This is a genomic window from Citrobacter sp. Cpo071, from assembly GCF_030332765.1.
Lineage (GTDB): Bacteria > Pseudomonadota > Gammaproteobacteria > Enterobacterales > Enterobacteriaceae > Citrobacter > Citrobacter portucalensis.
Genome location: NZ_JAOWHE010000075.1, coordinates 139,594 through 154,451 on the forward strand (window position 1 = coordinate 139,594; position 14,858 = coordinate 154,451).

The window sequence follows — 14,858 nt, forward strand, 5'->3', positions numbered from 1 at the left end:
TCCCTGAATCAGTCCCCACCGAGCGTTTTTTCCAGCTCAATGTCCTTTTCCAGTACATTCACCACCCACTCACGCTCGGTACGCAGCATCTGTTCGCGCACCTGCTGGCGGATACCCCGACCGTCCGCCACCGCTTCCTGAATGGCCTCATCCAGCTCACGCTCTCCCCGGGCTGTACCGTCACGGAGCCGACGTTCTTCATCAGCAGACAACTGTGGTTCGGGTCTGGTGCTCTCCTCACCCGGGACTGCCGGCAGCAGTTCCTGCCGGGCCTGCTCCGCCAGCTCCCGGGCCGCTTTTTCCTGTGCCTCTGCCAGTTTCTGCTGCTCATCCGGAGGCAGCGTAATGGGGTCTTCCGCTTTCGCCGCCGATTCAGCCTCCGCCACACTACGCACTGTCCGAGCCACCTCATCAGGCTCAGTGATTCGTCCCCCGGTCAGGCGGGCTGCATTGAGCAACCGTTCTTCACCGTGCAGACGTATCACCACCCCGCTATCCGGGTTCTCCTGTGCCAGGCGCAGCGCCGTCTGTGCATCATCAGCAATGAGTGTCTGTCCGTTACGGCTGGCCTGCAGACCGGCGAACTGGGCATCCTCCCCACCACGCAGGCGGGACTCATCACTGAGCACCACGCTCATCCCGTCATCCTCAATGCGGATTTCGGTCAGGAGTGCCCCGGCTTCTTTTCCGTGACTGGTCCACGCAGGAAGGGCTACATAAGGTGTCGGGTATTTCCTGCCGGCAGCAATGAAGCGCGCCATTGTTTCGCCCCCAAGGCCGTTTTCCGCCAGTACCCGGCAGCCCAGCGAGGTTTTATCCAGACGTAAGGCAGTGGCCAGCAGTCGGTTGCCAGTGTCGGATTCGTGGTCACTTTTCTGGTGCAGCAGGTCATGGGCGGTTTGTCCGGCATTTGAGTGCCGGGCATCGGCACTCCAGCCGGCCAGATTGTCGGTGTAGACCTGCACATGCTCTTTTGCTCGTGACAGCGTTACATAAGTGGACTCCAGAGATGCCATTCTTTTCCTGCCACCTTCTGTACCGGTCAGGGCAATGGCAAAACGTTCACTGGCCCCCTGCACGCCATAAACCGTCAGGGCGTATGCGAGGTCAATATGACGGTCCTCCGTCACGGCCTGCGGGTCAACAATTTTCTCCTGATCTCCCTGGCGAAAGCGGATGGCCCCTTCGTCAGTGAACCCGGCCACCTCCCACAGGCTGTTGGCCACGTAGCCGCGGTTGGTGTCCGAGCAGGTAAAGCGCACCCGGTCCCCCTGACTGATCGTCAGATCGCGGGGTGTGAAGAGGGAAATATCCTGTGCAGTGTTCTGCTGAGGAGAGATCAGCACCGACTCCCCGTCAGCATTACGCAGCGTGACCACGGCGTCCTGCGTATCCACCTCTGCCACAGTCCAGTAGCGCTCGTTCATCATGGCCACGGCGCCGGTGTACTCCGCAAAGGTTTCAGCTGCACGCAGGGCGTTGTCTGGCACCCGGAGCGGCTCCAGGACGGTGAACGTGCGTTCTTCAGCACCTGTATCGCCTTTCTCATGCCGGGCGGTATGAATGGCATCATTGATGGCATGACGATCGGCGTTGAGTTCCGCCACAATCAGTGTCTGCTGCTGTGCCTCCGGGGTGCGCCCCATCCAGTCATCCCGGATGGCTTCAATGATGTCGGTGCGTACCAGGGCCAGTTGCTCTGGCGTCAGTGTCTGTTCGCCGGCAGCAACGAGATAACCCTGCCCCTGGTCCTGCTCCTTTTTCGGCGCACGGATTTCCATGACCGAGTTATCGGGCACCCAGGCCCCAGGCTGACGCGGGACCTGCTGTGGGGTGACGTCATCCACCTGGCGCAGGGATATCTCCACCTGACCGGCGATGATGCTTTCAATCGCTGGGCGCAGCGCCGGGGTCTGGCGGACAATCTCCTGCATAACCACCGTATCGATGGCGCTCCGCTGCTGCACCAGGCGGAACGGCAGACCGGTTGAGATGGCCTGCAGCTGCGCGGTATCCCCACTGGAGACCATTCGTCCACCGCCTGCGGCAACCAGCTGATAGAGCTCTGCCATATCGCGGTTACCCACCATCGAGCTCTCATCAGTCAGGAACAGGACATTACGGAGGTCCGGTGTTTCCCCGGCCTGTATGGCCAGGCGGGTTTCACTCAGAAAACTGGCAAGCGTTCGTGCCTCCACCCCGGCTTCACGCATCTCATGCACGGCGCGGTGCGTCGGTCCCAGGCCGATGACCTGCGGGCGCACGGATTCAGACAGGGTGTTCAGAGCCCCCATCACCGCCCGGAACTGGGTGGTTTTCCCCACCCCGGCGTACCCCTGAATGGCCATAAAGCGGTCGGTGTTCTCCAGCACTGCCCGCGTGGCCTCCCGCTGACCTGCCGTCAGACCGGCCAGGACTGAGGCAGGCGTCAGCGCCATCAGGGGCGGTACAGCCTCCTTACCCTCTGCAATATGGCGGATGATGGTCTTTTCCATCTCATACGCCACACGCGGGACCAGGACGCGGTTTCCCGCCCCGGCAACCGAATCCAGCTTAATCAGCGCCCCGCTGTCCACCTGGCGGGCGATTTCTGCCCGGACATCAGCCAGCGGCTGGCCAGACTTCACCGCCTCGGCCAGCAGGGTAAGCTCACCGAGATGGACCAGTCCCTGCTGGGCGCGCGGGATGGCCAGATTCACCGCCTGCTCCGCATCCGACATCAGACGGTCCCGGCTAGCCTGTATGGCTGCGTCCAGATTTACCTCGCCGGTCGACTGGCGAACCTGGTCACTGGCCAGGCGCACCGCAGATACACTCTCCACTTTGCGCGCTGCCTGCCCGGCCTCCAGCGGTGTATAAATCCGGATGTCGCTGCCACTCTGCGCCAGCGCGTTCAGGGTCTGTTTATTCAGCCCGCGCGGGCCGACAGCAGCCAGCACCGTGCGCGACGTGCTGGTACCGGCTCCGGTCCCTTCCACATAGTCATGGGCCAGCTTCACAGCCCGGTCGGTGGGCAGACTCAGTTCCCGGTCGCCGCTGCGCAGCCGTACCGCGCCCTCTTCCAGCCCCGCCACTGTAAACTGCTCTTTCGCTTTGATGCCCCCCTTCAGCTCCCGCCCCAGCGCCCTGACGCGGTCCCCTTCAGAAACCGCCAGTGTCCGGCTGCGGTACAAACTCCAGCTGCCGTCCAGTTGCGTCACCTTCAGGGTCAGGCGACTGCCGTCTTCACCCTGCAGCACCAGACTGTTGGTCGCCTCTGCCACCCGGTCAATGGTATGGCGGGTCATCGTTTTCTTCTCAGCGTCCCACTGCTCCATCACCATCCCGGCCCGGTAGTTATCGCGCTGATGGCGGGTTTTGCTGTCCAGCCACACCGGCTCCAGCACCTGCAGCGTCACCTGCTCCCGGCCCAGCTCACCCGCATCACGCCGCGTATCCCGGATAACCTCCGTCAGCTGCTGGTGTTCCCGGGCGCCGGTCACCTGGGCCACCACATCCCGCCCTTCAGCTGACAGGCGCACATAGTCCTGTGCCAGCTGGCTGTAACGGCTCCGCTTGTCCGCCTCACTGACCAGCCGCACTTCCGGAAGCTGTGTGCCGTAAAACCGGTACTGGGGAATATCCGCCTCTTTGAGCACAGACAAAGCATTCCCCGTCCCCTGCCGGTTTTCGGTGTCCATGAATATCAGCTGCGCCCCGGCGCTGAGCGCTTTCTCCTGCAGCAGGACGGTCTCTTTCAGCGACAGTCGCTCCGCCCGGTCGACGATAACCGTCCCCTGCACCGGCAGTACGGTGTCAGCGTTCATCTGCGAGCGCAGCATCACCTGACCTGCCAGGTGCGGGCTTTCCGCCAGGAACTGGCCACTGCGACCGTCTGCCGCAATCACCATCACTTCACGACCCTGTGCGCGGGCCATCATCGCCACGTCTTCCGTGCGCTCACGCAGGGCCTGCGCACCCCCGCGCCCGCTGAGAATAGCCACCGGACTTTTATCCTGCGTCAGGACAGAGACCGCATCCCCGGCAGGCATATCTCGCTCTTTTGCCCGTTCCGGAAAGACCAGCACGGTCTGCTCCGCAACGGCCGTGCGCGCCAGCTGATGGACGCTGAGTTCGTTCAGCAGGTGGATATCAGAGGTGAAGATGCCCTTCTCCCGGTCCAGCGGGATAAGGCGCTGCCCTTCAATTGCGGTCTCAATCCCAGCACGGGCCTGCTCAAACAGACCCGGTGCGGAGGGCAGGCGGTTGACCGTGCCGGCCAGCATTTCCGACCAGGTGAACTGGACCTTTTTGTCCGACAGCGCGGAGATTGTGTCGCTGACCGCCTTCTGCACCAGTTCGTCAGCAGCCTCGCCGGAAGACGCGATTCCCGGCTGGCCCGGCGCACTTATCCCCCCCTGACCAGCAACAACAGGACCAGAAACTTCCACGCGTGCCTGCGCCTGACTGATGTAATGTCCGATATCAAATTTTTCGTCCGTTAAGCGTCGGCGCCAGTCGGCTTTCAGCAAATCCGGGTCGGCCCAGGCTTTTGCATGGCGGGTATCGAGTGCGGCAACATCACGAGATTTAGCTGAAGCGCCCGGCCCGGCCGCTTCCCGGATGGCCTGACTGCGCGAGGAAAAAACGTCCACCGGCACATCCTTCAGCTCCCACAGGCCATGTTTCCCCGCCGCCACCGTTTCGAATCCCATCGACTCAATGTCTTCACGTAAGGCAGAACGGTACAGGTTTCCCAGCGCTATCTTGGTGGCGTACAGATTCTCAGAAAAGCCGGTTTTCATCCGGGTATCGCTGGCCAGCGACCGCCATTTTTCACCAGCGAATGTCGCATTAAAGACCAGGGCATGGGTGTGCACCTGCGGGTCCAGGTCCCGGGAGGTGTCATGGTTATACAATGCAGCCACCATACTGCCGGTCAGCACTGTTTCCGTTTTCCCTTCCTGCGTGATGCGGGCGCTGACCAGTTGCTCCACTTCCTGCATCACAACCGCCACGGCCCGGTTATGCGCTTCAATAAAACGCCGGTCTTCCCCGACCAGCGCCATGACGGAGACACTTTTGGGAGCGGAGAACGTCAGGTCATAGCCGCTGCGGTGTTTGTTGACACCATCAACCATCCGGGACAGGTCACTGCCATCAGGCAGTCTGCCCTGGCGGACCGCATCCATATCGGCGTTAGCCACTTCACCCTTCAGCCCGAGTTGCGCCGCCCCCTCCCCCATCCAGCGGGACTCCAGCGAGCCGCTGGCATAGTAGTTGTCTTCATGGCTGTAATAGCCCCCATCACCCTTGATGGAAGAAATGGAGAGCATCAGTATTCCCTCCCGTCATCCATCTCATGCGTTTTGTCTGTCGCATGGTTGATATTGACCTCTTCCCGGCGGGTCATGTCGCGGGTCTGGTGCTGCCCCTGCCCCTGCTCCCAGGCTTCATACGCAGCAAAATCCACCACCTCCCCGTCGCTGTTCAGGCCAGGTGGCATATCCCGGGTCAAATCCTGCTCAATATCCCGCTCCGTTCCCCCTGCAGCAGTCGTGCTGCCTGCAACGACGGCGGATGAAGACGCCGTATTCACTGCTACCGCTGTAGGCACAGGTACAGAGGGAGCCGTCACCGGCTGGAGGGTGGGTGGCGAGACCGGGGCGGAAGCACTTTCCGGCACCGGCGTCACCGGGGTAAACAGCCCTTCCAGACTCAGACGTTCTTCTTCCGTGCGGCGGACCAGCTCATCTTCAATGGCCTGGTCAAGACTGGTCTGGATGTCTCGCGGGATCAGGGCATTAGCCACGCCGGGCATCGCCTCATACTTCATTGAGAGTTTCACCACCGGGTAATCACCAGGCAGGGTGACAAAACACTGCAGGTCGTTCAGCGACTGCACGTCGGAGTAGCTGACGATACTGACGCGTTCTTCTTCCTTGCCAAACGAAATCCCGTCACGCACCTGCTCATGACCAAAGCTGGTCTGTTCGCTGAATTTCAGACGGCGGGTTTCCCCGATATCCTCTTCCACAAACTTCGCAATCTGGGCACTCGGGGAACGGAAAAAGAACTTGGTGTTCAGCAGGTCAAACAGCCCCGCCGCCGCCTTCGGGCCATAGATTTCTTCCATCTGGGCGAAGTTCTGGAACCCCAGAGCGAAACAGCCGCCAAACTTACGCGCTTCAGCAATGATGCGAGGCAGCGTGGCCAGCTTGTGCAGTGAGGGCAGTTCATCATAGAAAAACCAGACACGACGCTGACGGTTTTCCCCCATCGCCAGCAGACTGGTGGCGGCAATACTGAGCCACATGGAAATCAGCGGTTTGAGCGACTCATGATTCTGTTCATCAGAGGTGATGAACAGCCAGCCATTCTTCGATTTATCAGCCTGGCCCTTCATCCATTCCCGGATGGTGAATTTCTCCCGGCCCGGACGGTCGATCCCCTGCAGATAACGCATCGCCTTGACGTAGTTGGTCAGTACACTTCGGATGGAGATGGCGGTCTTCTCTATCTTGCCGTCAACCAGTGTGGAGGCAGGCGTCCCGGCCAGGAAAGCGCGCAGTTGATCCAGCTGAATGGCCAGCAACGTGCGCAGAAATTTGTTGTAACTGCGATCGGGGTCTTTACGCATACGCTCTGCACCTTCCGCAAAGATGGTGCGTGCACTGCCCTGCCAGAATGGATCTTCCCCACTGCTGGCCGGGATCAGGGTGGTACTGGCATTCTCCAGTTCGGAGATAGTGCGGCACTCCTCCCACATGTCCCAGTTCGGACACCGGGCATCCTGCGCGTTAAGGACCTTATCCCGCGATTCGTCGTAAAAATCTTCCACGAATGTACAGCCCTTGTCGTAGATGATGACCAGGTCACCACGCTCACGCAGATGCTTCAGAATTTTACGCATCAGCTGAGATTTTCCGGAGCCGACAGTACCGTGCATAGCGAAGTTCTGAATTTCGGAATCCAGCTTAAGCGGCAGGTCATCGATACGAATATCGGAGGCTTCTCCGCGTTTTTTCATCAGGCGGGCAACGTCTTTCGGGGATTCACTGAGGACGCGCCCCCCGATGATTTCATCCTCACTCTGCTGGCGACCGGTACGACCGAGATACCAGTACACGGCCAGCGTGGCGAGAAACGCGACCAGCAGCGAAGCGCAACCGGCAATCACCAGTTCCTGTTTCAGCAACTGCCCGCAATAGACTGTGTAATTGTCGCTGAGGATCTGCCGGGCGCTGTACTGCAGGGTGTGTTCGTAATACCGGATATTATAAACCGGCTGGCTGACCATTCTTTCCGTAAACGGCGACATCACCCGGACGAACCAGTAAATAATACCGTTGGTCAGATTCTGAATACTCATCCGCATCAGCAGGACGGCCAGACCAAACAATACCGTCCCCATAATGACGTAATAAGAAATCAGATTATTTATCTGCAGGAACATTTTCAGGCGCATGAAAGCGACCTGACCGCCCTGCGTTAAGTCGCGAGGATTCAGGCTCATTATGTTATTCCAGAGGTTATAAAATAAATTTCTTGAAAACGATTTCACTTCAATGCAGGGAAATCACTTTTAAAACAATGAGTAATAAAACACACTACACTTTGTGTAGCATTCCGATATACGCATGATATGATTGTGTATACAAAAGCTACACAGAGGTGTTTATGAAATCAGAAGCCAGAGAAGCGCCAATCAACATCAGGGCTAAAACATCCCAGCGGGATCTGATCGATATGGCGGCAAGCCTTGTATCAAAATCACGTACTGACTTCGTTCTCGAAGCCGCGTGTCGTGAGGCTCAGGACATTTTGCTTGATCAGCGTCTGTTCGTACTGGATGATCAACAATATGATGCATTCCTGTCTGAGTTAGATGCGCCCATAACCCCGGAACGGCAGGCGCGTATCGATGCTCTCATGAGTCGTAAATCGCCATGGGAATGAGAGCACCGGAACCTTTAACGCCCGGACACAATATTGCTGAGTTTTCCTGTTCAGATCCGGGTCTTAATGAATGGCTGAAAAAGAAAGCATTAAAAAATCACAGCACTGGTATTTCCCGTGTATATGTTATTTGTGCCGAAAATACGAATCAGGTAATCGGTTACTATTGTCTTTCTTCAGGCAGCATTCAACGGAATACTGCACCAGGCTCTTACCGACGTAATGCCCCGGATTCACTTCCCGTGGTAGTGCTTGGCAGACTTGCAGTTGATCAGGCTTATGCCGGAAAAGGCCTTGGTATCGCACTGCTCAAGGATGCGATATACCGGACGCAGAATATTGCAATCCAGGTTGGTGTAAGAGCTTTGATAGTTCATGCCCTGAATGATGAAGTGAAAAGCTTCTATACAAAATTCGCTTTTGAACCATCTACAGCGAATCCATTAACTTTATTTTTCCCTGTCAAGATTTGAGTTATCATTTTATTCGAATAAAAAAATCTGAATTAAGGGTGACCACCCGATCACCCTGACAGTATTAAAGAATATTGGCGACAGATTTTGCCAGCTGATCTTCGAGGACAGGTTTTGCCTCTTCGAATTTCAGGTTAACTTTATTGGCAGAGGACACGATACGGGTCTGGTATTTATGCTGATTACCGGTCTGCGTGCTGGTCTGCACTTTATATCCGGAGGTGCCCTGTTTCAGGGCGGCGACATTATCGGTCTGCACGCTTGCGGTGGTTTTTTCAGAAATCTGAATATCCGTCACCATCGTATAGTTGATATCTTCCACCATCGCGTCAGCGGCCATTCCCACCAGACCGGCAGCCAGTCCAACACCTAATGTCGCGCCGGCAGAACTCGAGTTATAACCGGTAATCCCCGCACCTAATGCAGCACCCGCTATCGCGCCTTCGTAGCCCTGGTTCAGAAATCCCTGGGCAGAACGCAGGTCCATTTTATCGGCTTTCAGGACATTGGCCTGAATCCAGTAGTGTGCGCTGTCCGGCGATGACGTGATGGTATAGCCCTTATCCTGAAGTGCTTTGGTCACTTTCGCCTGCAGGCCGGACATGTCTTTGTCAGAGGTATTTTTTATCTGGAGGTACACGGTTTTCTGTGAGGACGGCTCCAGCCAGATGGTTTCACTCATCTGGGTTTTGACTTCAAGGTTACGTTTCTTAATCGCTGTGCTCATCGCGCCACACCCGGAGAGCACGAGGACAGAAGTTAAAACGGCAGTCATTGCCATCAGCTTAACGTTATGTTTCATATAATTTTTCTCATTTCCATATAAGTCGCATGTCACATGCCATGCCCGGAGGTACTGCTGTTGTCACCTGCACGTTCAGTACAGGAATGGTTAATGTACAGACAGAATCATAACCACATCAACAATATGGCTATACTGCACAGATTTTCGGAGTTTCAGACAATGATAAAACGGTTATTTTGGGGATGCAGAGAGCAACTCTTTCACTTTCGACAGGCTACTGACTACTGCAGGGGTCATATATCGGGATAATGATCCCTGTAAAAACAACATGCTAATAATAAAAGTAGCAAACCATGAAACACCTAGCCCTGCGACAAAAGGCTCACCAGTCCACAGCAAAATACAGCCAATTAGAGAGTTCACAATAAACAATAGTCGTGTATAAAACTCAATTTTATTTTTAAGGATTTTCAATAAGATTGACTCTCGTCTTACATCATCTCCTAACGTTAGAAAGATACACACATTACTATACGTCGCTCCAATAAAAGCAAGACTAAAAAATGCCATCGTTGCGCAAGAAAGTAAACTAAGATAGATTATTTTTTTAAATTGATAATCTAAATCACCCGGCTCCTTATAAATAACAAAAGCCAGAATAACAAAAACAACCTGAAGAAGGTAAGCGTATTTTAACCTATCAAAAATCATACCCATGATTTTTTTATTGGTTGGAATTTCATAATCCCTTTCACTCATCGATGCCAGAATAAAGCTCGCATCCTTCTCTAATTCTGAACGCTTCATATAATATCACCTTATGGCTTACTAATCCGTTTCTGTAAATCATCCTTTATATTATTTAAATCTTCCAGTCCTTTACCACTACCACCATCCCATTTTTGTCTGTCTTCCTCAGCAGCTTTAGCATCATTAAAGTTTTTATTACCCTGTTCATGCTCACTCTGCAAGTTTTTATACTCCTGACCGGCAGACTCACCGGTCGAGATCACAGTATTTTTATCATTACTGACGCCCGATTCGGCATGACTGCGTTGATTCTGTACATCCGTCGCCACCACACCCTCTGCTTTCACACCATTCTGCGTGGCCAGATGATCCATCCCGGACTTCTGGTCCCTGAATTCACTCTGTAAATCAAAACTGTCTGCGGGTGCAGAGACACCGCCTATGCCTTCCCCGGTACGGCCCCTGTTCTGCTCAAACTCCTGCAGCAGTTGCGGCTTAATGCGGTCTTCCACAAAGGCCTGCGCCAGTCTGTCTCGCTCGGCGCGTACTTCCGGGCTAGCCGCATCAGAAAGCAGCTGGTCAGCTTCACCCGGACGTTTACTGGTGACATACCCGACAAACTCCTGGGAGTAGTTCTGGTTAATACTGGCACTGTTATTTTCTGCATAGCTGGCCAGCTGCGAGTATTCATGACTGCGGGTGACCGCATCATTATACTGCGATGCCTTGCTTTTCAGGTCGGAGAAAGTCGATGCCAGCTGGTTTGCCAGAGAACCCGACGCATTGTCTGTATGGCTGCCACTGTCGGTAACGCGGGTGGACGTCACCACGTCCATCGCATCGCGGAAATCCTTCAGCTCCTGAGCGCTGAACCCTTTGCTGGTCCCGCCCTGGTGAGTCAGGTCAGAACTGGTGCCATGCGAGGAGCCACTTCTGCCCGTATAATCAGTCTTCAGGTGCCCTTCAACTGATCCTTTTAGCCCCGTCGCCAGCCCACCAATTTTCCCGAGAATATGCCTGTCTGTATCAAGAGATACCTGAGCGCTCCCCCCAACTCCCGCGCTCATATCCTGACTCTTGGTTGCTGCTGCCCGTACCCCTTCAGCCAGAGTGGTATTTTCATCCCGGGCATAGCGGGAACCAATCGACTGAATAGTGTTCAGCGCTTTGGTCAGATTGCTGCTGGCAGAGGCATCGCTGCCTGCCACAGTGGTGTCACTGTTGCCCCGCTGCTGGCTCCACTGGCTCATCTGTGATGAAGCCAGACTGGAGGTCTGCGACAGGCTGTTACTGAGGCTCTGCGCCTCACTCAGCGCATCACGCTGCTGTTGCTGCCAGCTGCTGGATGCGATTTTCCCCAGCGCAATATCGACCGGCAGTTTTGAAATCGCTTCCGTGGTGTTGTAGACCGACTGCCCTGACGACGTCAGGGTTTTCGTCGCCCCGCTCTCCAGCTGGCTGGTAATATGTCCCTCACGATGACTGTAGTTGGTGTCCCACTTGTTACCCTGTACGTTCCCGGTCGACATATTGTTATAGTGCCAGTTGCCGTCGACAGCCTGAGATGACGACTGGGTGGAGGCTGACTGCAACGTCTGCCCGAGGTAGTTCCCCGCCTGCGACACCACCTGACCCAGCCCTTTCACCATCCCCCAGGCAATAAACGGAATGGACAGTGCCAGCCAGCCTGCCGTGGTCCCGATATCGGAGTAAGTGTTCTGCACCTGGTCAAAGGTGGCCAGCGTCACCGCCGTCCCGTTGAGTTTGCTCTGCAGGTAAAAATTCATTGCATGATTCAGGATGGAGAACAGCAGCGGCCACATCTGCAGATAGGCGATGGTGTAGACGTATCCTTTAATAATCGTCCAGGACAAGGAGCTCACCATCGCCAGTACTACCAGAACCGGGAACAGGGCAATCGTCATGCCGAGCAGCACCGAATACATCACCGGCAGCGTATTGGCGGCTACCGAGGCGCTGGTTGCCTGCGAGAGGCGCATTTTGGCCATTGAGGTCTGCGTGGCCACATTCACCAGCCCCGCCGTATCCCCGTTCTGGGCGGAAAAACTCTCCAGACCGCTGCGCAGGCCATTCATTATCACGTTCTTGCGGATAATCTCAGTAGACGTCAGGGACGTGCCATGAAAATAGCTGTAGCTGTCGCCCAGCATTTCCGTGAACAGCGCATTTTTATTCCCGTTCGTTGGCCCGAACACCTGGTTGGTAAACCCGTGGGTCATGTTCAGGACCTGCTGCAGAAACGGCTGCGGGTTGGCTCCGCTGATGTCGCTGGAATCAGTGTTAATTCTGGTGGCGGCCTGCTCGCAGGTCAGGAAATTACGGTTTTTATCATACAGGCCGCGCAACGGGCTGGGGCGGCTGAAGATGAGCGCATACGGGTCGGAGGCATTCATCAGGTCCCCGATGGTGTACTTGTTGTTCAGCATGATATCGCCCACCACGCAGTTATGGACGTAATCCGTGAACATACGCTGGATTTCCGGCTCAGAGAACCGGAAGTCGGTGCTGCCTGCCGCCAGCTGCGCCCCGAACAGCATCCCGGTCTTACTGTAGGTCAGCGCATCCGGGCGGGCAAAGATAAAATCGTAAGTCTGCGCCATCCCGGCCCCGATACGGGTAATCAGGCTGGCCGGCGCGGCAAGGCCGGTTGGGACATTATCCACCTGATATATAGCAGCAGGCTCAGACAGGTCCACCACCTGGACATTCGTTTTATCGCCAATCATGACGGCCAGCACAAAAACATAGAAGGCCACCCACTTCGCCAGGTCCATCAGGTTACGGGTACGGATATAGGTTGCCGCCCCAACAATCACGGACACGGCAGTAGCCATCACAATCAGCGCATCCCCCGCCCGGCTGTTAAAAAAGGCCGCCACACCGTTGAGCGTGTCCTGGAACCACGCCCCGCCCGCCACGGTATAAATCGTTTCCACTGACATATTAATTCACCCTGCTGAACTGGTAGTTACCCAGCACACGGTCGCTCATCTTTGAGGAGACCTGCTGGCGGATAAAGCGGATTTGCTGCTGAGCGGAGATGAGGGCATCCTCCTTAATCTGCACCTCCATACGCAGCGAGTTGAGCGCCTGCCGGGCATCGGACAGGCCATTTTTCAGCTCTTTCATATTGGCCCCCGGGTAGTCTTTAGTGGCCAGAGACCCATTGACCACCTTCATGACGGCCTCCAGATACTGCAGGTAAATGTCGACGGCAATGTAATCTGTCAGCTGGGCAAACAGGGACTGCGACACGCTCAGCGATGACTGGTCCACTATCCAGGACAGGATGGGGATGGAGGTGCTGTTGATGAACTGCTTCTCTTTCTCCGTCAGGGGCGAGTCGGTGATGGCCTTGCTCTCGATGCTGGTCAGCATGTCCTGCACCATGCGAATGAGAGATTTGGATTCGGATATCGTCACGTTACTCAGGGACGGGGACAGGCACTTGTTCTGGTTGTCGCAGACGTACACCTTCGCGCTGCCCCCGCTCATCATCGCCGTCAGCAGACTGCGGTCGGAGGCCAGCGACGAGAGAATACGCATCTCGCCGTTGCTGCCAAATATCACCGACCCGCTGATACTCATGGCAAACTGGCGCAGTTCCGCATTGCTGCTGAGCGTGCTGTTACTGAGCGCATCCCACATCAGATTGATGTCCTTCAGCACCTGGTCCTTCTCCGCGCCTTCGGCCTTATCAGTCACCGCACCGTATTTGCCCCCGGAGGTGCAGCCCTGACGGGAAGATACCCAGTCCGAGAACACATTTTTCTGCCCGGCCACCGACTGGCAAACGTTCTGCTGGCTTTCTCCCCACAGGGACGCCACGCTGTCGACCATCCCTTTTGCTGCCTGGCAGCTGGACATATTGAAGCGGTTAAGGTCGGCGGCCATCTTCTGCAGGAAGTCTTTCGCCGCTTTCAGTTCCGGGACCGTGGTTTCCAGCGCAAGGTCAAAAAAGTACCCCGCCGCGTTGGCCATCGTCTGCTTCACAAAGGCCATAATCTGGTCGGAGTTAATAAAGGAAAACGCCCCGAGATAGACATCAATCCCGCCGCAGCCGGCGTTGATGGACGGCAGGCTGATGGAGATCAGCTGGATATTTTTGTTACCGGTCCGGGCATAGAACGAACCGCCGGAGACATACCGCGCCGCCTGCCCTTGCCAGGCTTTGGCCGAGGTGGCATTACTGGCGTAACTCATGTCATTGAAGAAAGAATTCATGTCATCCTGCAGGCCGGCATGCGCCGTGCCCGCGCTGTACAGACCCAGCACCATCGCCAGGCAGAGTGGTTTCAGTCGCATTATCGTGGTCCCTCAGAAGGTGGTGGTAGGGGTTTCCCGGCCTGACGGTCCAGCGCCATCCGGAATACCTCATCGAGGCGGTTGCGAAACTCACCGGCCGCTGCGGCCCCCTGCAGCAGCGGCCAGGTTTCCATCGTGTTAACGTTGGTCAGAAAGGTGGTTGGCGTGGCCACCGGCAGGCCACCCTGGAAATATTCCACCATCACATCAGGCGTTGCTGGCAGAACATCGGGGAATTCGGCATCCCCCTTCCCGTCAAGGCTGATGGGGAAAACGTCAAGACCAGTTTGCTGAGAAAAGGCTTTAAGGACCGGCGCAAACTGGCGGCAGTACTGGCAGGTCGACTGCATGAACAGCACCACTTTCCAGTCCTGCAGGTTAACTTTCCGCCCGTCACTCAGCGTATACCAGACAGGTGACGTATCCTGAGCGGCACGGTCTGTTGTCGGTGTAGCACTGTTCTCCGGCAGGCTAAGAGCGTCCATCGCAGGGGCGCTGCGGCCCGTTTTTCCGGCTTCAAGAGCACGAATATCATCCAGTGTTCCGGCCTGCAGACAGCCGGCCATCACCGCCGCCATCAGGATGGCGGTCCGCAATGCAGTAATAAGCATGGGTTACCTCAAAAG

Annotated in this window: 9 protein-coding genes; 2 read left to right on the forward strand and 7 right to left on the reverse strand. The window is 56.1% G+C overall.

What is annotated here, in order from left to right; genetic code table 11:
- Nucleotides 1-8 precede the first annotated feature (8 nt).
- On the reverse strand, nt 9-5,315 hold the full coding sequence (gene traI / locus OGY09_RS07985; protein ID WP_286590190.1) for a conjugative transfer relaxase/helicase TraI: 5,307 nt from the start codon (nt 5,313-5,315) through the stop codon (nt 9-11).
- Nucleotides 5,315-7,495: a type IV conjugative transfer system coupling protein TraD gene (gene traD, locus OGY09_RS07990; protein ID WP_286590193.1), complete on the reverse strand. Its 2,181-nt coding sequence runs from the start codon at nt 7,493-7,495 to the stop codon at nt 5,315-5,317. The genes traI and traD overlap by 1 nt, the downstream gene beginning before the upstream one ends.
- A gap of 164 nt (nt 7,496-7,659) precedes the next feature.
- On the opposite strand from traD, the gene OGY09_RS07995 reads away from it, so the two are divergent.
- A complete protein-coding gene (locus OGY09_RS07995) occupies nt 7,660-7,938 on the forward strand; it encodes a type II toxin-antitoxin system TacA family antitoxin (RefSeq protein ID WP_286590195.1) in 279 nt (92 codons plus the stop codon).
- A complete protein-coding gene (locus OGY09_RS08000; RefSeq protein ID WP_286590198.1) occupies nt 7,929-8,411 on the forward strand; it encodes a GNAT family N-acetyltransferase in 483 nt (160 codons plus the stop codon). Before OGY09_RS07995 ends, OGY09_RS08000 begins: the two co-directional genes overlap by 10 nt.
- Before the next feature lie 64 nt (nt 8,412-8,475).
- Here OGY09_RS08000 and traT read toward each other — a convergent pair whose 3' ends face one another.
- The 5 genes from traT to trbB form a co-directional block, all read right to left on the reverse strand.
- On the reverse strand, nt 8,476-9,213 hold the full coding sequence (gene traT, locus OGY09_RS08005) for a conjugal transfer complement resistance protein TraT (protein ID WP_286590201.1): 738 nt from the start codon (nt 9,211-9,213) through the stop codon (nt 8,476-8,478).
- 174 nt (nt 9,214-9,387) lie between these two features.
- Nucleotides 9,388-9,963 (reverse strand): protein traS, encoded by a 576-nt coding sequence (locus tag OGY09_RS08010; protein WP_286590202.1) that lies wholly within the window; start codon nt 9,961-9,963, stop codon nt 9,388-9,390.
- Nucleotides 9,964-9,974: 11 nt separating this feature from the next.
- The gene (gene traG / locus OGY09_RS08015) at nt 9,975-12,869 is read right to left on the reverse strand and encodes a conjugal transfer mating-pair stabilization protein TraG (RefSeq protein ID WP_286590203.1); all 2,895 of its coding nucleotides are present in this window, start codon (nt 12,867-12,869) and stop codon (nt 9,975-9,977) included.
- A 1-nt stretch (nt 12,870) separates the two neighbouring features.
- Nucleotides 12,871-14,232, reverse strand: coding sequence for a conjugal transfer pilus assembly protein TraH (gene traH, locus OGY09_RS08020; protein WP_286590204.1), 1,362 nt, complete (start codon nt 14,230-14,232; stop codon nt 12,871-12,873).
- Nucleotides 14,232-14,843, reverse strand: coding sequence for a type-F conjugative transfer system pilin assembly thiol-disulfide isomerase TrbB (gene trbB / locus OGY09_RS08025; protein ID WP_286590205.1), 612 nt, complete (start codon nt 14,841-14,843; stop codon nt 14,232-14,234). Before trbB ends, traH begins: the two co-directional genes overlap by 1 nt.
- Between the last annotated feature and the right edge of the window lie 15 nt (nt 14,844-14,858).